Origin of the sequence: Yinghuangia aomiensis, assembly GCF_039542225.1 — a bacterium.
Classification (GTDB): Bacteria; Actinomycetota; Actinomycetes; order Streptomycetales; family Streptomycetaceae; genus Yinghuangia; species Yinghuangia aomiensis.
Map to the genome: position 1 here is coordinate 1 of NZ_BAABHS010000059.1, position 20,939 is coordinate 20,939.

Consider the following 20,939-nt stretch of genomic DNA (forward strand, 5'->3'; position numbering starts at 1 on the left):
AACCCCCCCCCCCCCCCCCCCCCCCCCCCCCCCTCGAGCCCGCCCGCGCCGCCGCCCGGCCCGCCTGCCGGGCGGCCGCCGGGCGAGCCGCCCCCGAGGCCGCGCCGTGGGCGCGCCTTGGCGATCGCCGCGGTGGTCGTGGTTCTCGCCGTCGTCGCCGGGGTCCTGGTCGTAGTGCTGCGCGACGACGGCGCGGGGCCGGCGGCGGGTATCCGGGCCGCCGACGTGCTGACCGAGCGTCAGTTGGCGCTCGTCCGCAAAGCCGTCCCCGACCCGAAGTGCGACGCCGGTGCCGGACAGGCCGCGGGCAACCCGCCGTTGGTCGCGCTCGATGTGATGCGTGTGGACGGCACGTGCCTGACGATCGCCACCGAATACCTGCCCGCCGACCGGGTCGCCGCGCGCCGCGCCGAACTTGCGAAAGACCCCTCCGTCGTGGAGTCCGCGGTCGCACCCGTGACGACGACCGACGCCACGCCGCTGCTGCCCGCCGTCGAAGACCACCGCGACGACCAGTGGCCGCTGGACATCCTCGGCGTACCGAAGGGCGCGGACCGGATGCCGTGGCCGGACGGCACGGGTGCGGTGGTCGCCGTCCTCGACACCGGGATCGACTCCGCCCATCCCGACCTGGCCGGCGCGGTGATCGCCCGCCGCGACTACCCCGGCCAAGGCGTGCCGGACCCGGGCGGGCACGGCACGCATGTGGCCGGCATCGTCGCCGGCCGCAGCGGCAACGGCGGCATCACCGGCGTCGCCCCCGCGGTGTCGCTGCTCGACGTGCCGGTCCGGCTGAAGGACGCGAACGACGCCGGTCCTTCGTGGTTCGTCGGCCTGCCCTGGGCGGTCAACCACGGCGCGGACGCGGTCAACATGTCGTTCGGCAGCGCGTATGCCGAGTACCGCAAGCCGGAGAACGAAGGCGCCCTCGCATTCGGTGCGGCAGTCGTCGAATTCGCGCACAACTCGCAGGTCGTGGTGGTGGCCTCCGGCGGCAACTGCGGCGGCGGCGCGACCACCCGGGACCCCGGCTGCGAGGCACGCGACCAGCGGCAGCTGCCCAGCGCCTACGACGACGTCGTGGCCGTGGGCGCGATCGGCCCCGACCGCGACCTCTCCGCCTTCTCGACCCGGAACGACGACATCGACCTCGTCGCGCCGGGCGGCAACCACGGCAACCGCCCGCCGAACATGTTCACCGGCAACGAAGTGCTCTCCGCCAAACCGGGCGGCGGCTTCGCCCGGATGGAAGGCACATCGCAGGCGGCCCCGCACGTGGCCGCGGCCGCGGCGGTCGCCCGGTCGCTGCGGCCGGACGCCACCGCCGACGAGATCGCCGACGCGCTCGTCGGCACCGCCGACATGAACGGCATCGCGAAGGACGACCGCGGCAAGACCGGCTCCGGCCACGGGCTCCTGAACATCCCGGCCATGGTCGACCGGTTGCGCAGCGGCCCGACGGCTTCCCGGTCCGCGCCTGCTCCGGGCCCCGGGACATCCGGACCGCCGGGGGCGGCCGACGCCGCCGCGCGCACCCAGGCCGCGTACGTCCACGACGGCACGCTCTACGCCTTCGACGGCACCACCTCGAACCCGGTACGCCGCGCCGACCCGCAGTCCCCGCTGCGCTGGGTCGCCTGGTCGTCCGACCACAAGCTGCTCGTCGGCGCCGACGACAAGACGCTGTTCTCGTGGGCGGGGCCGGGCAGCCGGACCGTGGAGAAGCCGTGCGACTGGTGCGGCAATCCGCGGGAGACGCCGGCGCTCGTCGACGACGCGGTGATCGCCGACCCGCTGGCCGGAACACCCACTGCGGACCTCGTGATGCGGGTCTCCTACGACGGCACGCTCACCCGGTACAGCGCCCGGACCCTGGAGGAACTCGGCTCGGCACGCGCGGCGTTCCCCGACGGCGAGGCCGGCGACAAGTCGCTCCAGGGCACCGTCTCGGGAAAGCTGATCGTGCACGCGTCGGGCGGCGCGCACGCCTCGGAGCGGCTGTGGCTGGTGGACCCGGTGTCCGGGCAGGCCGGCGCGTTCCACGACGTCACCGGATCGGTGCTCGGCACCGCCGCGGTCTCCGCGGACGGCGGCAAGGTCGCGCTCGTCACCGGGTACGGCACCTGCGGTCGGCCGGACGGGATGTACGTCCTGGCCGGGAGCGACCTGCGGGAGATGGCCAAGCCGACCCCGCCCCCGGGCGTCATGGTCGACGAACTGTTCTTCAACGGCGGCACGCTGCTGGCGAGCATGGCGACCTACACGATGGCTCCGGGGACGCCGTGCGTGCGGCTCGCCTCGGCGGGCCTGTGGCAGCTGAACGGCACCACATGGCAGCGCGTCGACCCGTCCATGACCGCCGGGCGCCCGCTGGAAGGCCGCCCGGGGACGTTCCCGACCGGCTGGCTCACCGTCCGCGGCACCGCGGGCGCCGTCGAACCGGCCGCCGCCATCGACCTCGACAAGGGCGACCTGGGCACCGTCCAAGGCCGTGTCTGGGCAACGCCCACCCGCACGGAGGTGCCGATTCCGCCCCCGCGCTGACGCGATGGGCCGGGTCGCGCGCCGACGGTCGACGGCGGCTTCGCCGCTCGTCGCCGGCGCTTCCGCGCACGCGAAAACGGTCCGGCCGGCACTCGCCGACCGGACCGTCGTTTCAGGGCCTGGGACCGCCGCCGGTGGCTCCGGCGGCGGTCCGCTGGTCACGCCCGAGGGGTCACGCGGGGGTGCCGCCCGAGTTGCGGCGCCGGCTCCAGAGCAGGGCACCGGCTCCGCCGACCAGCAGCGCGCCGGCGGAAACGCCCACGATCAGGGAGGTGTTGCTGTCCCCACCGGTCTGCGCGAGGGAGGCCGGGGCGATGTCCGTGACCGGCGGCACCTCGGGCTTGCCCTGCGGCGGCGTCGTCTCGCCGCCGCCCGCGGCGGGTGCGGTGGTGCTGCTCGTCGGCTTGACCGTCGCGGGCGCCGACGTGGTGGCCGGCGCGGACGTGGTGGGCGCCTCGGTCGGCGGCTTCGACGTGGCCGGGGCCGTCGTCGGCGGCTTGGCGGTGGTCGGCGGGGTGGTGGGAGTCTCGCACTTCTCACCGCCGTTCCACGCGGTGATCAGGTCGTTCGGGAAGACCCCGTTCGGGTATTTCGGGAGCGGGTTCTCGGTGCCGTCGAACTTCTTGCCGTTCCCGTACAGGTCGACCTGGCCGAAGCACTTGGGCACGAACGCGCTCACGTCGAGCGTGTCCTCGCGCTGGTCCCGGCTGAGCTTGGTGGTGTCCCAGCCCAGGAAGGTCTGCTTGCCCGACTTCGCCCAGGTCGGGCCCTCGGTGCTGTAGGAGGCCAGCGAGACCGCGTATTCGCACGTGTTCTCGACCGGCGTCTTGAGACGCACCTTGATCTTCGTCACCAGCGCATCGTCCATGCGGCCGGCGGTGGTCCACGTCTTGCCGTCGTTCAGGGAGTACTCGATTGCGGCCTTGCCGCAGCGTTCGCCGCCGCTCGCGAAAGCGGCGCCGCTCGCGACGACGGGGAGGGCGACGCCGACGGCGCCGACGCCGACCGCGCTCGCTATGAACTTCTTCATGCCTTGTCGCACAGGACACTCCGGATGTTCGGCACGACTGCCGAGGTTGACGGATACCGTTCGCCCTTGGGGGAACCGGGGCTTCGGTCAGGCGCCGCGCATCGCTATCCGGCGACCGCGGCGCACAGGATTATGCCGCCTCCGAGGCATCGCCCGATCCGCAGGTGTTCGCGGACGGGATGTTGACCCTCCCGCCTCCGACACCTGGCAGCGCCGCATGACGTCCTCAAGCCCCAACTCCGGCGGAAGGCACAGCGCGACGTCAATCCTCGTCCCCGTACAGCCGCATGACGTCCTCGGGTGTGACGTTCGGCGGGAGAATCACATGCGCCCAATATCCCTCGTCCGCGAACACGACCTCGATTTCGTCCGGCACCAGCTTGCGGAACCAGGCCGCGAATTGCGCCACAAGCTCGTCGTCGCCGTCCAGCACGATCGCGTTGTGCCCCCGCTGCAGCCACCCTTCCACCGCGAGGTCCCGCTCCGCGTACGTCCAGGTGGCGTCGCGCACACCGCCCGGGCGCGCGTCCCCGATCGGGTCCACGACCGCCCGCGGCCATGCGCGGGCGAGCCGGTCCAGGAAGTCGCCGCGGTCGACCGACCAGCCGTCCGCGGGCGGTTCGAAGCCGCTGACATAACGAGGCATGGGACGACGTCTTTCAGGGGCCTTCGGGGAGCGCGGCGAGGGCGGCTGCCGCGCGGGATTCGAAGTGCGGGGCGCGGGCGGTCCGGGCGAGGGCGAGGGCGTCGGCGTAGTGCGCGGCGGCGGTGCCGGGGTCGCCGAGGTAGGCGGCGACATCGCCCAGGTATTGCGCGACCGGTGCGAGGGTGATCGATCCCGACACGGCCCCGGCGAGGTCGGCGCGGTGCGGCTCCAAGGCGGCGTACGCGGCCTTCGCCGCCTCGGGGAGATCCAGCGCGATCGCGATGCGGGTGCGCAGCGCATGGCACATGTGCGCGAAGAAGTCACGGGGAACCGGGGCGTCGGGCAGCCAGAACCGGCGTGCCTCGTCGAGGTCGCCCGCGGCTACCAAGGCCATGGCGAGCGGCTCGCGCTGTGTGAGCGGTGCCTGGGCGTGCATGGCCCGGAGCAGTGGGAGCAGTTCGGCGACGCCGCCGGCGGTCTCGCGGACGGCGAGGCGGCCGATGACCGCAAGGCCGAAGCCGCCGTGGCCGCCCTGCGCGTCCATGAGCCGTGCCAGTTCGCCGTATTCGTGCTCGGCGTCGGCGGCGTGTCCGGCCAGTGAGCAGCGCAGCGCGCGGGCCGCTTGGAGGGGCTGCGCGGCGCTGCCGAGCCGGTAGGTCCGGGCGGTCGCCTCGACTTGCGCGAGGTGCCGGTCGAATTCGTCGATACGCCCGCGGGCGGCGGCGGCCTGATAGGCGCTGTAGTGGCCGAGCACGAACATGTGCGGGCGTCCGTGCCGCCGGCCGGCGTCGAGGAGGCGCTCCGCGACGGCGCGGCGTTCGGCCACCGGTTCGGAATACGTGACGCGCAGCCGCGCCGCCCCCGCCAGCCCGATGAGGTCCGGGTCCCCCGATTCGGCGGCGAGGGCCTCGGCCGCCAAGGCGGCTTCCGGCATCGCCGGATCGCCGGCCGGTTCCAGTTCGTTGACCAGCGCGCACAGCAGCCGGCAGCGGTCGGACGGGTCTTGGACGTCGGCCAGCAGGCCGCGGATCTCGGCGATGAGCACCGGGTCGTGGTCCCGGTAGCGGCGGTGCATCCACGGTGTCGGCACACTCCAGGCGGTGACCGCCCGGGTGAGCAGGTCGCGGTCGCCCAGCGGCCGGGCGAGTTCCAGAGCCCGGTCGCGGGCCTGAATGGCACCTTGCGCATTGCCCCGCACACCTTCGGCCCGGCACAGCGCCACGAGCAGCGGGAGCCGGCCCGCGGGGTCGGCGGTCGCGGCGACGGCTTGCCGCCACAAGGCGGCGGCTTCGGCGAACGCCGACCTGCTCTCGGCCTGTTCGGCGGCGCGCACCGCGTGCGCGCGTGCCCTGTCGGCGTACGCGGGCCCCGCCGCGGCGTAGTGGCGGGCGAGCGCGGGGGAGTCGTCGGACCGCAGGCGTTCGAGGGCTTCCGCGACCTGGGCGTGCCGACGGGAGCGGCGGACCGGCGACGTCTGCCGGTACAGCGCTTCCTGGACCAGCACGTGGTGGAAACGCAGCCGGTCGCCGTCGGCCTCGACGAGCCCGGCGACGTGCGCGGCATCAAGGGCGTCCAGCACGTCGTCCTCGGGGAGGCCGGACAATTCGGTGAGCAGGTCGACGTCGATGTCGCGCCCGGCGATGGCGGCCAGCCGCAGGACCACCGGGGCACCGGAAGGCAGCCGGGCCACCCGGTGCGCGACGACGTCGCGGATGCCCTGGGGCACGTCGTCGAGGCTGCCCTCCGCCGCCAGCACCCGGCCCAACTCCTGCGCGTAGAAAGGGTTCCCGTCGCATCGGGCGGCAGCCGCGGCCACCATCGCGGCATCCAGCGGCCGGTCCGCGGCGTGCCGGACGAGCACGGCGATGTCGGCATCGGGCAATGGGCCCAGGTCGATGCGCAGCGGCCGCCGGTCGGCCCACGCGGCGAGGACGGCGCGGAACGCGTCACCGGCCGCGGTCGCGCGGTAGGTCAGCAGCAGGCGGACGGGCACGTCGGCAAGCGCACCCAGAACGTGCGCCAGCATGCCGAGCGTGTCCTCGTCGGCGTGGTGCGCGTCGTCGACAACCAGGAGCAGAGGCTGCCGACGGGCCTCGGCGCCGAGAAACGCCGCCGCGGCCTGGTGGAGGCGGTAGCGGCGCGCCAGCGGGTCGGAAGCGTCGGCCGCGGCGCCCGCGTCGGGCGTTTCCGGCCCGAGAAGCGCGGAGAGGCCGGGAGTCGCCGCGTCGGCGCCGAGGGAGCGCAGGAGCGCGGGCCACGGGCCGAGGCCCGGGGCGCCTTCGACTTCGGGGCAGCGGCCCCAGGCGACCCGGCAACCGGCCGCGGCCGCCCGCGCGGACACCGCCTCCGCCAGCACCGTCTTCCCACACCCGGCCTCGCCGGTGAGCAGGCCGATACGGACAGCCGGGGACATCGCCGCGGGGGACACGGGACGGGGGCCGCCTACGGGCCCCCCGCCCCCGCCGAGCGCGAGGTCCGCAAGCGCGGCGAACGCGGTGTCGCGGCCCACGAGCCACGGCTCCGGAACGGAAGGAACCCGCGGTGCGGTGTCCGCGGACACCGGCGGCACATCGGGGGCCAAGGACGGCGGAACGTCGGGCGCGTCCGCGGGCCGCCAGTCCAGATCCGGAGCATGGGCCAGGACCGCGGCTTCCACGGCACGCAGCACCGGCCCGGGCTCCACCCCCAGCTCGTCGGCCAAGACCGCCCGGCAACGGCGCAGCGCGGCCAACGCATCACCCTGGCGCCCCGCCCGGTACAGCGCCAGCACGAGCAGCCGCCAGCGCTCCTCGCGCAGCGGCTCCGCATCCGCCATCTCCGTCAACTCCGGTACCAGCAGAGCTGACTCGCCCTCGGCAAGCCGCGCCTCGGCGACCGCTTCACGGGCCAGCAGACGCAGCTCCGCCAGCCGGGCCGACTCCGCTGCGGCCCACGGGTGGTCGGGGCAATCCGCATACGCATCGCCGCGCCACAGGCCCAGCGCCGCGGTCAGCGCGACCCGCGTCGGCCCCGGGGACGCCGCGGCCCGCCCAGCCCAGTGCGCCACGGTATCCGCGAAGCACCACGCGTCCACGGCCTCCGGGCCGGCGAGAAGCACGTAACCGGGGGCCCGGCTGGCGATGAGGCCCCCGCGGGAACGGGCCGGCCGGTCCGGCTCCAGCGCCCGCCGCAACCGTGACACGTAGGCGTGGAGCGTTTCCAAGGCCCGGGCAGGCGGGCTGTCCCCCCACAGCGCATCGACCAACCGCTGCGCCGAGACGACGTCCCCGCGTGCCGCGACGAGCATCGCGAGGACCGCGCGCTGGCGCCGCCCGCCGAGATCCAGCGGCACACCGTCCCGCCGAGCCCACACCGGCCCGAACACGCCCATCCGCAGCCCGGAATCACCGACCGCCACCGTGCACCCCCACCCCGCGCCCACCCCCGAGCGCGTCGACAATAGCGCCGCCCCGCCCCGCCCACCTGCGATGCAAGCAACCTGCAAGACCACCGCAAGGCGCCCGCAACCGACCCGCATGGCGCGGCACGCACCGTGGATCCCACACCGGCCGCCGAGGCCGCCCGACCGGGGGGTACCCATGAGCACCGCATCCGAGACCGACCGGCACGTCGAACCCGACCTGACCGCCTTCCTCATGGCGCACGCGGGATTCCGCACCGAGTTCGGCCTCCTCGCCGAGGTCGTCGAACGGCCGCGGGACGAGGCACACCGGGCGCTGATCGAGGACCAGATCACCTTCGTCGTGTCCTACCTGCATCACCACCACCACGAGGAAGACACCTTCCTCTGGCCGCTGATCGTGAGCAGGGCGCCGCAGACCGCCGCACTGCTCGACGTCCTCACCGAACAGCACGAGGAGATCGACCCGCACGTCACCGCCGCCGCGGACCGCACCCGCCCGGCCGCCGAACGCGCCGCCGCCATGCGCCGCCTGCACGACGCGCTGGGACGGCACCTCGACGACGAGGAGCGCATCGCCGTCCCGCTGATCCGGACGCACATCACCGCCGCGGAGTGGAATTCACACGGCGAGGAGGTGATCCGCTCCTTCGGACGCAAGAGCATCCCGATGCTGTTCGGCTGGGTGTGCGCCGCGTCCGACTCGGCGGCGGTGCGCCGCAGCGCCGACCAACACCCGCTCCCTGTACGCCTGTTGTTCCGCTTCGTATGGTGGCCGAAGTACCACCGCCGGCACACCGCCCTGTACGGCCCCGGCCTGCGCCGCAGCCCGGACCGCGGCTGAGCGCACGCCGGGCCGCCGCGCTGGGGGAGGGAGACAGCGCGTCGGCCCGGCAGGCGCCTCCCGACCGCGGACACGCGTGAGGGCGGTGCGGGCCGTCCGGCCCGGCACCGCCCGCACCTCTCAGCGACGCGTATCCGGTTCAGCCCGTCGTGACCGCGAACGGCCCGTCGTTCGCGAAGACGCGCCTGGCGAAGTTCTCGCCGATGCGGCGGTGGCCTTCGGGGCTGGGGTGGATCGCATCCGGCAAGGGCAACTCGTCGTGGTCGCTCTCGCCGTAGAGGTCGAGTCCGTCGAGGTAGTGGAGGTGGGGGTCCTCGGCGGACCGCTGCCGGACGATGTCGGCGAGGACGTCGCGGATGACCGTGAGCGTGAGTCGTCCGGCGGCGGTCTCGGCCGGGTCGCCGGTGGCCTTGAACTTCAGGGTTCCACCGGAGAAGTCCGGCACGAGAGGTCCGGGCGTGTGCTCGTGCGTCGGACACAGGACGGGGGAGACCACGAGCAGCGGGGTGGTGGGGTGGCCCTCGCGGATGGTGTCGAGGAAGCCGTGGACGGCCGGGGCGAAGGCGCGCAGGCGCATGGCGTCGCTGTTGACGACGTTGATGCCGAGCTTGACGCTGATCAGGTCCGCGGGGGTGTCGCGCATCGCGCGGGCGGTGAACGGGTCGACCAGCGCGCTGCCGCCGAACCCGAGGTTGATCAGGTCCACATCGCCCAGCGAGGCGGCCAACGCGGGCCAGATGCTGCTGGGGAAAACGGCGTTGGATCCGTGGCTGATCGAGCTGCCGTGGTGCAGCCACACCCGGCGCCCCTGGTCCGGGACGGGCACGACCGGGGCGTCGGTGCGCAGGGCGATGACCTCGGTGATCTCCGTATGCGGGAGCCAGATCTCGATGTCCTTCTCGCCGGCGGGCAGTTCGCCGAAGCGGGCGGTGCCGGCCGGGCCCGGGGTGAATTCCGCAGTCTGGGCCTGCATGTCGGTGATGGTGCGGAGATTCCCGCCGTCCACCGTGGCCTGGGCGGTGAGGTGGCCGTCGACCAAGAGGTCGTAGACGCCGTCCGGCAGGGGCGGGACGCCCCGGTAGGCGCGTTTGGTGGGCAGGGTGTCCAGCCGGACGGTGGTGGCGCTGGTGCGGAAGGCCAGCCGGACACCGGAGGGCTGGGCCTCGGCCGCGGCCAGCAGGTCGTCGGGGATCTGGCGGCGCGCCCGGGCGGGCAGCCGGTGCGGCAGCAGGCCGTGGGCGGTCTCTTCCACGTCGAGGTGCCCGCGCAGGAAGTCGGCGGTGACGGGGGTGGTGATCAGGTTCTCTTCGGTGCTCACTGGCTCAAGCCTTCTGCTTCCGGGGTGGGGCGGCCGGTCAGCGGGTGGGCCGGCTTCGCAGGGCGGTGTCGAGGCAGTCCAGGGTCCAGGCCCAGGACTGCTCGGCGGCGACGTCCGTGTGGTCGAAAGCGCCGGCCGCCTCCAAGGAGGCATAGCCGTGGAACACGCTGCCCAGCATGCGGACCGCGTGCGTCTGGTCCGGCTCGGGCAGGTCGTAGCCGCGCAGGATCGCCCGGGTCATCTGCGCGTGCCGGACGCCCGCGCCGGCGGCGGCGGTCTGCGGATCGAGCCGGTACCGCGCGGCTTCGTACCGGCCGGGGTACGCACGGGCGTAGTCCCGGTAGGCGTTCGCGAATGCCGTCAGCGCGTCCTTGCCCGCGCGCCCGGCCACCGCGTCCGCGACCCGGTCGGCGAGTTCCTCCAGCGCGAACAGCGCGATCCGGGTCTTGAGTTCGTGGGAGTTCCGCACGTGCGCGTACAGGCTCGCCGGCTTCACGTCGAAACGCCGGGCAAGAGCGGACAGGGTCACCTGCTCGAAACCGGCCTCGTCGGCGAGTTCCACCCCGGCGAGCGTCAGCCGCGCGGGGCTCAGCCCTGCCCGAACCACAACCATCACCTACTCTCAGCTCTCCTATGACCAGTATGCATTTACCTACACTCTATAGGCAAATACTGAGGTGCCTAAGGAGCCGCCGTGCTCGCCGACCACACACCGGGATCATCGGTGGCGCGAGCGGGGCGGGCCGCGCGACCGTCGATGCCACGGCCGGTCGCCGAACGTCGCCTTCCCGACAGCAGGTGCGCCAGGCGACGCGAGGCAAACACCCCGGGCCGGGTGGGTCAGTGGTCCCGGTTTGCGGTCCAGGCCGGCAGGTGCTCGAAGAACGCCACGGCGTCCGCCCGCCAGCGCCCGTGCCAGGTGGCCGCGACCTCTGCCGCCCTGTGGGCATGCCGGTCGGCTTCGGCCTGGACCGACCGGTCGACGCCGTGCCGGCGGGCGATGCGGCGGACCCGGTCGATGGCGTCCTCGTCGCTTCTGGCATTGCCCAAGACGCTTTCCAGATAGCCGAGTTCGGAGGGTTTCGCGGCGGCCAGAAGCTCGCGGACGGCGTAGCTGCGACGGCCGGACCTGATGTCGGCCCCGAGCGGCTTGTCCACGGTGCCGGGGTCGCCGAACAGGTCGAGCCAGTCGTCGCGGAGCTGGTTGGCGATGCCGAGCGCGGAGGCGTAGCGGCGCAGTTCGCCGTCGTACGGTGCCGGATCGACGCCCGCGGCGAGCAGCCCGAGGCGCAGCGGCGCAAGCACGGAGTACCGGGTGGACTTGAACTCGGTGACCGCGTGCAGCAGGTCCAGGTCGGGCGCCGGGCCGAAGTCGCGTTCCAGGTCGAGGAACTGCCCGAGCACCGCGGCGGCGCCGACGTCGGCCTGCACGGCGGCCATCGCCGCGGCCCGGTCCGGCGGCAGTCCGGAACCCAGCAGCACGCGCTGCGCGAGGAACGCCGCAAGGTCGCCGGCCAGAACGGCCAAGGCCAGGGCGGTGTCCTGCCGGTCCGGGAACCGGTCGCGGTAGGCGTAGTAGACCGACCGGCCGCCGCGGCGCATCGGCGAGTCGTCGATGATGTCGTCGTGGATCAGGCCGTGGGCTTGCAGGAGTTCGATGCTGATGGCGGCCTCGTCGAGGCCCGGCACCGGCTCGTCGGCGACCAAGGCCGCGGCCTCCTGGAGGAGGGCGACGCGCAGGCGCTTCCCGCCGCGCATCGCCATGTCCCGGAGAAGCGCGAGCGCATCCTGGGGGAACTGCCCGCGCGGCGGGAGTTCGAGCGCGCCGCCCGTGGGGACGGTCAGAGAGTCGAAGTACGCCGCGAATCGGGCGTCGAACCGGCGCTGATGCCCGGCCGCACGCCGCCGGGCTGCAGTGATCGTGTCGTTCACCGGTCCAGCTTTCCAGTGGTCGGGTCGTAGGCGGCGCCCGGACCGGGCGCCGTGCGGCGAAGCCCTCGGCGAGATGGTTCCGCGGCCGACTGGGCCAGGGGCCACGACGACCGGCCCGCCCGCCGGAAACAGGCCGCGGACCTGCTCGCCGCCCCACCCCGGCCTCACCGCCGACTCGGTGCACGCGGCTGCCGCCGCAGCCGCCCCCGATACGCTCGCCGGCCTGCCGGCCGCGGATCCGGCGTCGGCCACCGCCAAGGGCGGACCGTTCGGCTGGGAGCCGATCCGGGCATCACCCGTTCGTGCCTAGCGACCGATATGCACGGCACCTTGCGGCTGTCAATCCGGCGCCGGGAACGCCACCAGGATGCAGGCGGCAAGATCACGAGAAACCATGGGAGTGATGTGGTGTCGGCCGTGGCCTGAAGCCCACAGCGGGGGATCCCGCGTTGCCGGGCGCGTGCCGGCCTTCCCGACAGCAAGGAACCCACCATGTCCGCACAACCCGTACAACCCGCACAACACGCGGAACACAAGCGCAGGGGCGTCACCGCGAAGCTTGTGGTGGCCGTGCTGCTCACGGCCGTCGCGCTCATATTCATCTTCCAGAACACCGGGTCCCAGGAGGTCCACTTCCTGGGCTGGTACTTCTCCATGGCCACCTGGCTCTGGATCCTGGTGATCTTCCTCCTGGGGGCCGTGGTCGGCTCGATCTTCCCCTGGCTCCGGTCGCGCAGACGCTGAGCGACCCGAGGTGTCCCCGCAGGGCTGAAGGCGCGAACGCCGCCCTGCCCGCAGGCCCCGAACCCGAGACCCGTCCCGCACGGGCGTATGGCGATGCCCGCAAGGCCCGAACCCGCCCCGCAGCGGGCCTATAGCCATGCCTGCGCCCGTCCTCCCCGTACGCCGCCGTCCGGGCGAACCGGCCTGCCGTAAGCGGCGATTGGGGCACACGGGTGAGGGATTCGGCATACGGGGGATCCCGGGGCCTGTCACCGCGACGGCCGGTGTCTCGGCTGATATGAAGTTGTCTGGGCGTTTTGTCCCAAGCTCTCGTGTCTGAGGAGGCATCCTCATGGGTGCTGCAGCGACCACCGCCTCCGATACCGACGTGGTGCACATTCTGTGGATCAACGCCGGACTCAGCTGTGACGGCGACTCGGTGTCACTGACCGCCGCGATGCAGCCGAGCATCGAGGAGATCGTCACCGGCGCGCTGCCAGGCCTGCCGCCGATCGCGGTGCACTGGCCGCTGATCGACTTCGAATGCGGCCCCGTCCAGGGCGCCGACAACTTCGTCGAGTGGTTCTTCAAGGCCGACCGCGGCGAACTGGAGCCGTTCGTCCTCGTGGTCGAAGGCTCGATCCCCAACGAGTCGATCAAGCCCGAGGGCTACTGGTGCGGGTTCGGCGACGACCCGGAGACCGGCCAGCCGATCACCACCAGCGAGTGGCTGGACCGGCTCGCCCCCAAGGCGACCGCGGTCGTCGCGATCGGCACGTGCGCGACGTACGGCGGCATCCACGCCATGGAGGGCAACCCGACCGGCGCCATGGGCGTCCCGGACTACCTCGGCTGGGACTGGACGTCGAAGGCCGGCCTGCCGATCGTGTGCGTGCCCGGCTGCCCGATCCAGCCGGACAACTTCGCCGAGACGCTGACCTACCTGCTGTACCAGCTCGCCGGGTCGGCGCCGATGATCCCGCTCGACGACAAGCTGCGTCCGCGCTGGCTGTTCGGGGCCACCGTGCACGAGGGCTGCGACCGCGGCGGCTACTACGAGCAGGGCCAGTTCGCCGACGAGTACGGCACGCCGGAATGCCTGGTCCGGCTCGGCTGCTGGGGCCCGGTGGTCAAGTGCAATGTGCCCAAGCGCGGCTGGATCAACGGCGTCGGCGGCTGCCCCAACGTGGGCGGCATCTGCATCGCCTGCACGATGCCCGGCTTCCCGGACAAGTTCATGCCCTTCATGGACGCGCCGCCCGGATCGATCGTGTCGACCGACGCCAGCTCGGCGTACGGCGCGGTCATCCGCCGCCTGCGCTCGATGACCCTCAAGACCGTCGACAAGGAACCCAAGTGGCGGCACACCGGCGAGCGCATCACGACCGGCTACCGCCCACCTTGGTGACCGCCCCGGCGACCGCCGCCACGCACGCAGCCGTGGCGGCGGTCGCCGCATACCCGAGCCATCTCGCGCACCCGAAGCACTCCGCGGACCCCACCGGCTCCGCACGCTGACACCTCCCGGCACGAAAGGCAGCACGAACGCAATGGCACCGACGACCACGGCCGGGGACGGCAGCGGCCTTGTCGAGATGTCCTGGGATCCGATCACCCGGATCGTGGGCAGCCTCGGCATCCACACCAAGATCGACTTCAAGCAGAAGAAGGTCGCCGAGTGCTACAGCACTTCGTCGGTCTTCCGCGGCTACAGCGTCTTCATGCGCGGCAAGGACCCGCGCGACGCGCACTTCATCACCAGCCGCATCTGCGGCATCTGCGGCGACAACCACGCCACGTGCTCGGTGTACGCGCAGAACATGGCGTACGGCGTGAAGCCCCCGCACCTCGGCGAGTGGATCATCAACCTCGGCGAGGCCGCCGAGTACATGTTCGACCACAACATCTTCCAGGAGAACCTGGTCGGGGTCGACTACTGCGAGCGCATGGTCCGCGAGACAAACCCCGGCGTGCTGGAGCAGGCAGAGCGCACCGAGGCGCCGCACGCCGCCGAGCACGGCTACCGCACCATCGCCGACATCATGCGCTCGCTCAACCCCATCGAGGGCGAGTTCTACCGCGAGGCGCTGCAGGTAAGCCGCTACACGCGCGAGATGTTCTGCCTGATGGAGGGGCGGCACGTCCACCCGTCCACGCTGTACCCGGGCGGTGTCGGCACGGTCGCGTCCGTGCAGTTGTTCACCGACTACCTCACGCGCCTGATGCGGTACGTCGAGTTCATGAAGAAGGTCGTCCCGCTGCACGACGACCTGTTCGACTTCTTCTACCAGGCGCTGCCCGGGTACGAGGAGGTCGGCCGCCGCCGGATCCTGCTCGGCTGCTGGGGCAGCCTCAACGACCCGGACCACTGCGACTTCACCTACGCGAACATGACCGACTGGGGCCGGCGCATGTTCGTCACCCCCGGCGTCATCGTGGACGGGAAGCTGGTCACCAACGACCTGACCCGCATCAACCTGGGCATCCGCATCCTGCTGGGCAGTTCGTACTACCAGGACTGGGAGGGCCAGGAGCAGTTCGTCACGCACGACCCGCTCGGCAACCCGGTCGACCCGCGGCACCCGTGGAACCAGCACACCATCCCGGCCCCGCAGAAGCGCAACTTCGACGACAAGTACAGCTGGGTCATGTCGCCGCGCTGGTTCGACGGCACCGATTACCTGGCGCTGGACACCGGCGGCGGCCCGATCGCGCGCCTGTGGTCGACGGCGCTGTCCGGGCTGGTCGACATCGGGTACATCAAGGCGACCGGGCACAGCGTGCAGATCAACCTGCCGAAGTCGATGACCAAGCCCGAGGTCACGTTCGAGTGGAAGATCCCGCAGTGGAGCAACGCCATCGAACGCAACCGGGCGCGCACCTACTTCCAGGCGTACGCGGCCGCGGCCGCACTGCACTTCGCGGAGAAGGCGCTCGCCGAGGTCCGCGCCGGGCGCAGCCAGACCTGGGAGCGGTTCGAGGTTCCGGACGAGAGCATCGGCTGCGGCTTCACCGAGGCGGTGCGCGGTGTGCTGTCGCACCACATGGTGATCCGCGACGGCAAGATCGCGAACTACCACCCGTACCCGCCCACGCCGTGGAACGCGAGCGTGCGCGACAGCTACGGGACTCCGGGGCCGTACGAGGACGCGGTGCAGAACACCCCGATCTTCGAGGAGAACAGCCCGGAGAACTTCAAGGGCATCGACATCATGCGCGCCGTGCGCAGCTTCGACCCGTGCCTGCCGTGCGGCGTGCACATGTACGTCGGCAACGGCCGCACGCACAAGCAGCTCCACGTCCCCACCGGCCTCAGCGGACTCGGCGGATGACGGCCGAGCAGACGGGTCTCCGGGTCCAGGAGGCCCTGGACCGGCTGACCGGCACCGGGGCCCAGGCCGCCGCCGAGGACCTGGTGCGCGAGATGATGGCGTTCTACGGCGAAGGCCTGGCGGCGGTCGTCCGGCTGCTGCCGGGCGACGCGCTGGAACCGCTGCTGGACGACCCGACGGTGGCCGGGCTGCTGGTGCTGCACGACCTGCACCCCGAGGACGTCGCCGCCCGGATCACCCGGGCGATCTCGGCGCTTCCCGAACAGTCCTTGGACATCGCGGAGTTCGATGCCGACACCGGCGTTCTGCGGCTGCGCCGGCGGGGCGGCGGCGAGGGCGGGTGCGGCTGCGGCGGCGCGGCGGAGCGCGAGGCCGTCGAAGGCGTCCTCGCGTGCCATGCGCCGGAGGTGGCCTCCGTCGAGGTCGCCGAGCCGCCGAAGCTGCTGCAGATCGGCGTCCGGCCGCCGGAGCCGGCGCGCCGCGGCGAACCCGTGGACGCCGCACACCGTGCCGTGGAGAGCGCTCGGTGAGCGGCAGCTCTCCCGGCTCGGGGGCCGCGCTCCTGCGCCGGCTGCGCACCCCCGCGGCACCCCCGCACGACGCCTGCGCCTTGTGTGGAGTCCAACTACCCTCCGAGCACCGGCACTTGGCCGACGTCGAGCGCCGGGCCCTGGCCTGCTGCTGCGGCGCCTGCGCGATGCTCTTCGACCGGCCGGGCGCGGCCGGCGGGCGGTTCCGCTCGCTGCCGAACCGCGTCCTGGTCGACCCCGACCACCGTCTCGACACCGCCGTCTGGGCCGCGCTCGGCATTCCGGTGGGGACCGCGTTCGTCCTGCGCGACGCCGCGCAGGACCGCGCCGTCCTGTTCTACCCCAGCCCCGCCGGGGCCACCGAAAGCCAAGCCGACGACGACGCCTGGCGGAACCTGCGACAGGCCACGCGCCTGGCCGGGCTGCTGGAACCCTCCGTCGAGGCGCTGCTGCTGCGCCGCGACGGCGACCGGGTCGACTGCTACCTCGTGCCTGTCGACGCCTGCTACGAACTCGTCGGCCGCATGCGGCTGCACTGGCACGGCTTCGACGGCGGCTCCGTCGCCCGCTCCGAACTCGACGCGTTCTTCGGCCGGCTGGCCGACCGCGCCCACCAACTCGCCGCTCGGGAGTCCGCGTGACCGGCGTTTCCTTCGCGTGCACCGAGGTGCGCGCAGATCCGTACGCGGCCGGGCCCACCCTGGTGTTCCGGCTGCGCATCACCGCATCCGAGGGCGAGCGCGTGCATGCGCTGGCGCTGCGCTGCCAGTTGCGCATCGAACCGGCACGGCGTTCCTACTCGGACACCGAAGGTGCGGGACTGGGGGACTTGTTCGGCGAGCGCTCGCGCTGGGCGACCTCGATGAACCCGGTGCAGTTCGCGCAGGTTTCGCTGATGGTCCCGTCGTTCACCGGCGAGACCGACATCGACATGCCGGTGCCGTGCACGTACGACATGGACATCGCCTCGACGCGCTACCTGCGGGCCCTGGAGGTCGGCGACGCGTCGCTGCTCCTGCTGTTCTCCGGCACGGTCTTCTCCGGTCCGGCCGGATTCCAGGTCGCGCCCGTCGGCTGGGACCAGGAAGCGCGCGTCCGCATGCCGGTGAAGGTGTGGCGCGACATGATGGAGCAGCACTTCCCCGGCTGCGGCTGGGTGCGGCTGCCGGCCGACGTGATGGACGCACTGATGGCCTACCGCTCGCGCCGCGCGCTCCCGACGGTGGAGGCGGCCGTGTGCGAACTGGTCGAGGCGAACGCCCGGTGACCGCCCCCGTGCTGCCGGCCGATGTCGAGGAACGCTTCGCCGCGGCCCGCCAGATCGCCGACGCGGTGCTCTTCGAGGGCTACGTCCTCTACCCCTACCGCGCCTCCGCGGCGAAGAACCGGCTGCGCTGGCAGTTCGGCGTCCTGGTCCCGCCCGGCTACGGCGTCGACCGGGCCGAGCACGCGTACCAGCGCACCGAATGCCTCGTCGAACCGCGCGGCGCGGACGCGCGTCTCGCCGTCGAGCTGCGGTTCCTGCGCACCCGGCGGCGCACCGTGCAACGCGCCGCCGAGGACGGCACGTTCGGTCCCGCCGAGGCGCTCGAGCTGCGGGACCGGCGCCTGGTTCCGTGGGACGAGGGCGTCGAGGAACGCGTCGTCGTCGACGTACCGGTGGCCGATCTGCGCGGAGACGGCATCGAGCACCCCTTCTCGCTCGCGGCCGCCGACGACGAGGAAGCGGTGCACGAGGACGGCGTTCTCGTCGGCCGTCTGCTGTACCGACGTGAGCGTGTCGAAGGCGTCATCCGCCTCAGCGCCACGGAAGTACCCGGCCCGTACGCGGCCTTGCGGCTGTCGGCGGTGGTCGCCAACACCTCCGCATGGGCTCCGCACGACGGCGCGGAGCGCGACGACGCGCTCGCGCACTCCCTCATCTCCGCCCACGTGCTGCTGGGCCTGGCGCCCGGCTCGTTCGTGTCCGTCACCGACCCGCCCGAGTGGGCCATGGCCGCCGTCGCGGAGTGCCGCAACGAGCACTGCTGGCCGGTGCTCGTGGACGGACCGGGACGCGACGACGTCATGCTCGCCTCGCCCATCATCCTCGAGGACCGCCCGCAGGTGGCGCCGGAGAGTCCCGGCGTGCTCTACGACGCCACCGAGATCGACGAGATCCTCGCCCTGCGCACCGCGGCGCTGACCGACGAGGAGAAGCGCGAGGCACGCGGCACCGACGCGCGCGCCGGCGCGGTCGTGGACCTCGCCGACTCCCTCCCGCCCGAGGTGCTGGACCGGCTGCACGGCGCCGTCCGGGCGCTGCGCGAGGTCACCGACACCCGGGCGGCCGCGACCGAACGGCCGGAGACCCCGTGGTGGGACCCGGGGGGCGACCCCCATGTGGACCCCGAGACCGACCACGTGGTGGTCGACGGCGTACACGTGGCCGCGGGCAGCCGGGTGGTCTTGCGCCCGGGGCAGCGGCGCACCGACGCGCAGGACGCGTTCCTGCACGGGCGGACCGCGCTGGTCGAGGCCGTCCTGCACGACGTGGACGGCGCGGTGCACGTCGCGGTGACCGTCGACGGCGACCCGGGCGCCGACCTGTGGCGCGCCCAGGGACGGTTCCGGTACTTCCAGCCCGACGAGATCGCGCCCGTACCGGAGGCCGCCGGATGAGTGCTTCCGCCACGCCCGGCCGCGTCCTGGTGGCCGGGATCGGCAACATCTTCCTGAGCGACGACGGTTTCGGCGTCGAGACGCTGCGCAGCGTGTCCGCGGGCGAACTGCCGGACCACGTCGAGGCCGTCGACTTCGGCGTGCGCGGCGTGCACCTCGCCTACCAGGTCCTCGAGGGCTACCACACGCTCATCCTTGTCGACGCGGCCGCGCGAGGCGGCCCGCCGGGCACCGTGTACCTGATCGAACCCGAGGCGGGCCCCGTGGAGTCCGCGGCCGACGAGCCGCTGCTCGACGGCCACCGCATGGGCCCGGACGCCGTCCTCGCCCTCCTCGGCACGCTCGCCGCCGGAACCGGCACCGAACCGCCCGCGCGGATTCTGGTCGTCGGCTGCGAACCCGAGTCCCTCGACGAGGGCATCGGCCTCAGCCCGGCCGTCGCGGCGGCCGTCGGCGAAGCCGCCGCCCTGGTCCGCCGGCTCCTGCACGGCGACGTACCGACCCCGGACACGCCGCGCGGCGACGTGTCGGCCGCGGAGACCGAAGCAGACAGAAAGGCAGCACCGTGCTGAAGAAACTCGTCGTCCTGAGCGTCGCCGCCGCGGCCGCCGTCGCCGTCGTCCGCAACCTCCCCGAGCTGAAGCGCTACCTCAAGATCCGCCAGATGTGAGCCCGCGTGCGTCCCCCTGCTGCGAACGGGTGGTGCTGCGGGCGTGGCGGACGCGTCGTGGGGGTCGGAGGGCGGGCGGGCGCCTCTAATAGACGCGTCCGCTCGCCGAACCGCCCAGGGAGTGAGGCCGATGCACGAGATGTCCGTCGCGCTGGCCCTGGTCGACCATGTCGCCGAGGCGGCCCGGGCCGACGGCCGGGAGCGCGCGCTGGCCGTGCACGTCCAGATCGGCGAGCTGGCGGGTGTGGTGGCGGACGCCTTGGACTTCGCGTTCGAGCTTGCGCGGGAGGGCACGCCGTTGGAGGGTGCCCGGCTGGTCGTCGAGACGGTGCCCGCCCGGGCACGGTGCCGCGACTGCGCGGCCGAGTTCGCGGTCGGGGCCCCGCCGGATCTGGCCTGCCGCTGCTGCGGCGGGACGAACGTCGAGTTGTCGCACGGACGCGAACTGCGGATCACCGCCGTCGAGTGGGCCGACGGGCCGGCGTACGCCGCGTCCGCGGACCGGAAGGGCTGAGCCATGTGCCGCACCCATGAGCTTCGGCTGGCACTGCTGGCCCGCAACGACGGAAGCGCCGCCGAGCTGCGGGAAGAGCTGGCGGCGCGCGGGACGGTGGTGGTCAATCTGCTGTCGAGCCCGGGGAGCGGCAAGACGGCGCTGTTGGAGGCCGAGCTGACCCGGGCGCGGGAGCGCGGCCTCGCGGTCGCCGCATTGACGGCGGACCTCGCGACGGAGAACGACGCGACGCGGCTGGCCCGGTCGGGAGTTCCGGTCAAACAGGTGCTCACCGATGGGCTGTGCCACCTGGAAGCGTCCATGCTGCGCGGCCAGTTGGACGGCTGGCTGACGGACGGCACACGGCTGGTGTTCGTGGAGAACGTCGGGAACCTGGTGTGCCCGGCCTCGTACGACCTCGGCGAACGGCTCCGCGTGGCGCTGATGTCGGTGACCGAGGGCGAGGACAAGCCGCTCAAATACCCCACGGCCTTCGGACTGGCGAACCTGGTGGTGGTGACGAAGGCGGATCTGGCCGCGGCGGCGGAATTCGACGAGGCGGCCTTCCTGGCGAACGTCCGGCGGGTGAATCCCGGTGTGGAGGTGGTGTTCACCTCGGCACGCAAGGGGCAAGGCGTCGGGGAACTGCTGCAGCGCGCCGTCGCGGTGGCGGAGGGAGCCGAACCGCACCACCCGGTGATGGCGAATGAGCCGGTGCCGCACACCGGCTGTACGGACGCGCGCGGCCACGAAGCCGACCACGTCCACGCGCCCTCCCGGCCGCGGCCGAACCTGGCGGTCGGGGAACTGTCTTGA

The 20,939-nt window shown here is 72.9% G+C and carries 19 protein-coding genes; 13 read left to right on the forward strand and 6 right to left on the reverse strand.

Translation table 11 applies throughout. The features are described from left to right. The first annotated feature begins 117 nt into the window (after positions 1–117). Positions 118–2,544 (forward strand): S8 family serine peptidase, encoded by a 2,427-nt coding sequence (locus ABEA93_RS40065; protein ID WP_345680930.1) that lies wholly within the window; start codon positions 118–120, stop codon positions 2,542–2,544. 172 nt (positions 2,545–2,716) lie between these two features. Here the strand turns inward: ABEA93_RS40065 and ABEA93_RS40070 are convergent, their stop codons facing one another. From ABEA93_RS40070 to ABEA93_RS40080, 3 genes are all read right to left on the reverse strand, one after another. Next, on the reverse strand, positions 2,717–3,574 hold the full coding sequence (locus ABEA93_RS40070; RefSeq protein ID WP_345680931.1) for an LAETG motif-containing sortase-dependent surface protein: 858 nt from the start codon (positions 3,572–3,574) through the stop codon (positions 2,717–2,719). Between the two features lie 262 nt (positions 3,575–3,836). Next, positions 3,837–4,220, reverse strand: coding sequence for a hypothetical protein (locus ABEA93_RS40075; RefSeq protein WP_345680932.1), 384 nt, complete (start codon positions 4,218–4,220; stop codon positions 3,837–3,839). A gap of 13 nt (positions 4,221–4,233) precedes the next feature. Beyond that, on the reverse strand, positions 4,234–7,617 hold the full coding sequence (locus ABEA93_RS40080; RefSeq protein ID WP_345680933.1) for an ATP-binding protein: 3,384 nt from the start codon (positions 7,615–7,617) through the stop codon (positions 4,234–4,236). Between the two features lie 181 nt (positions 7,618–7,798). On the opposite strand from ABEA93_RS40080, the gene ABEA93_RS40085 reads away from it, so the two are divergent. Then, entirely contained in the window at positions 7,799–8,464 is a 666-nt protein-coding gene (locus tag ABEA93_RS40085) for a hemerythrin domain-containing protein (protein ID WP_345680934.1), read from the forward strand. Between the two features lie 139 nt (positions 8,465–8,603). Here ABEA93_RS40085 and ABEA93_RS40090 read toward each other — a convergent pair whose 3' ends face one another. The 3 genes from ABEA93_RS40090 to ABEA93_RS40100 all read right to left on the reverse strand — a co-directional run bounded on the left by ABEA93_RS40090 (position 8,604) and on the right by ABEA93_RS40100 (position 11,714). Further along, positions 8,604–9,782, reverse strand: coding sequence for a GDSL-type esterase/lipase family protein (locus ABEA93_RS40090; protein WP_345680935.1), 1,179 nt, complete (start codon positions 9,780–9,782; stop codon positions 8,604–8,606). 37 nt (positions 9,783–9,819) lie between these two features. Further along, complete coding sequence (locus ABEA93_RS40095; RefSeq protein WP_345680936.1) at positions 9,820–10,389, reverse strand: TetR/AcrR family transcriptional regulator; 570 nt, start codon at positions 10,387–10,389, stop codon at positions 9,820–9,822. Between the two features lie 233 nt (positions 10,390–10,622). Continuing rightward, on the reverse strand, positions 10,623–11,714 hold the full coding sequence (locus tag ABEA93_RS40100; protein WP_345680937.1) for a polyprenyl synthetase family protein: 1,092 nt from the start codon (positions 11,712–11,714) through the stop codon (positions 10,623–10,625). Between the two features lie 492 nt (positions 11,715–12,206). Between ABEA93_RS40100 and ABEA93_RS40105 the strand changes: the two genes are divergently transcribed. The 11 genes from ABEA93_RS40105 to hypB all read left to right on the forward strand — a co-directional run bounded on the left by ABEA93_RS40105 (position 12,207) and on the right by hypB (position 20,939). Then, positions 12,207–12,458: a lipopolysaccharide assembly protein LapA domain-containing protein gene (locus ABEA93_RS40105; protein WP_345680938.1), complete on the forward strand. Its 252-nt coding sequence runs from the start codon at positions 12,207–12,209 to the stop codon at positions 12,456–12,458. A gap of 331 nt (positions 12,459–12,789) precedes the next feature. Then, positions 12,790–13,845 (forward strand): NADH-quinone oxidoreductase subunit B family protein, encoded by a 1,056-nt coding sequence (locus ABEA93_RS40110; RefSeq protein WP_345680939.1) that lies wholly within the window; start codon positions 12,790–12,792, stop codon positions 13,843–13,845. 142 nt (positions 13,846–13,987) lie between these two features. Then, the gene (locus tag ABEA93_RS40115; RefSeq protein WP_345680940.1) at positions 13,988–15,769 is read left to right on the forward strand and encodes a nickel-dependent hydrogenase large subunit; all 1,782 of its coding nucleotides are present in this window, start codon (positions 13,988–13,990) and stop codon (positions 15,767–15,769) included. Further along, entirely contained in the window at positions 15,766–16,299 is a 534-nt protein-coding gene (locus tag ABEA93_RS40120; RefSeq protein WP_345680941.1) for a thioredoxin, read from the forward strand. Before ABEA93_RS40115 ends, ABEA93_RS40120 begins: the two co-directional genes overlap by 4 nt. After that, on the forward strand, positions 16,296–16,940 hold the full coding sequence (locus tag ABEA93_RS40125; RefSeq protein ID WP_345680942.1) for a DUF5947 family protein: 645 nt from the start codon (positions 16,296–16,298) through the stop codon (positions 16,938–16,940). The genes ABEA93_RS40120 and ABEA93_RS40125 overlap by 4 nt, the downstream gene beginning before the upstream one ends. Continuing rightward, entirely contained in the window at positions 16,937–17,566 is a 630-nt protein-coding gene (locus tag ABEA93_RS40130; protein ID WP_345680943.1) for a DUF6084 family protein, read from the forward strand. The genes ABEA93_RS40125 and ABEA93_RS40130 overlap by 4 nt, the downstream gene beginning before the upstream one ends. Continuing rightward, positions 17,563–18,960, forward strand: a complete 1,398-nt coding sequence (locus ABEA93_RS40135) for a hypothetical protein (protein WP_345680944.1) — start codon at positions 17,563–17,565, stop codon at positions 18,958–18,960. Before ABEA93_RS40130 ends, ABEA93_RS40135 begins: the two co-directional genes overlap by 4 nt. Then, a complete protein-coding gene (locus tag ABEA93_RS40140) occupies positions 18,957–19,532 on the forward strand; it encodes a hydrogenase maturation protease (RefSeq protein WP_345680945.1) in 576 nt (191 codons plus the stop codon). The genes ABEA93_RS40135 and ABEA93_RS40140 overlap by 4 nt, the downstream gene beginning before the upstream one ends. After that, positions 19,526–19,630, forward strand: a complete 105-nt coding sequence (locus ABEA93_RS42270; RefSeq protein WP_423533771.1) for a DUF6893 family small protein — start codon at positions 19,526–19,528, stop codon at positions 19,628–19,630. Before ABEA93_RS40140 ends, ABEA93_RS42270 begins: the two co-directional genes overlap by 7 nt. Positions 19,631–19,760: 130 nt before the next feature. After that, entirely contained in the window at positions 19,761–20,144 is a 384-nt protein-coding gene (gene hypA / locus ABEA93_RS40145) for a hydrogenase maturation nickel metallochaperone HypA (protein WP_345680946.1), read from the forward strand. A gap of 3 nt (positions 20,145–20,147) precedes the next feature. Then, positions 20,148–20,939: a hydrogenase nickel incorporation protein HypB gene (gene hypB, locus ABEA93_RS40150; protein WP_345680947.1), complete on the forward strand. Its 792-nt coding sequence runs from the start codon at positions 20,148–20,150 to the stop codon at positions 20,937–20,939.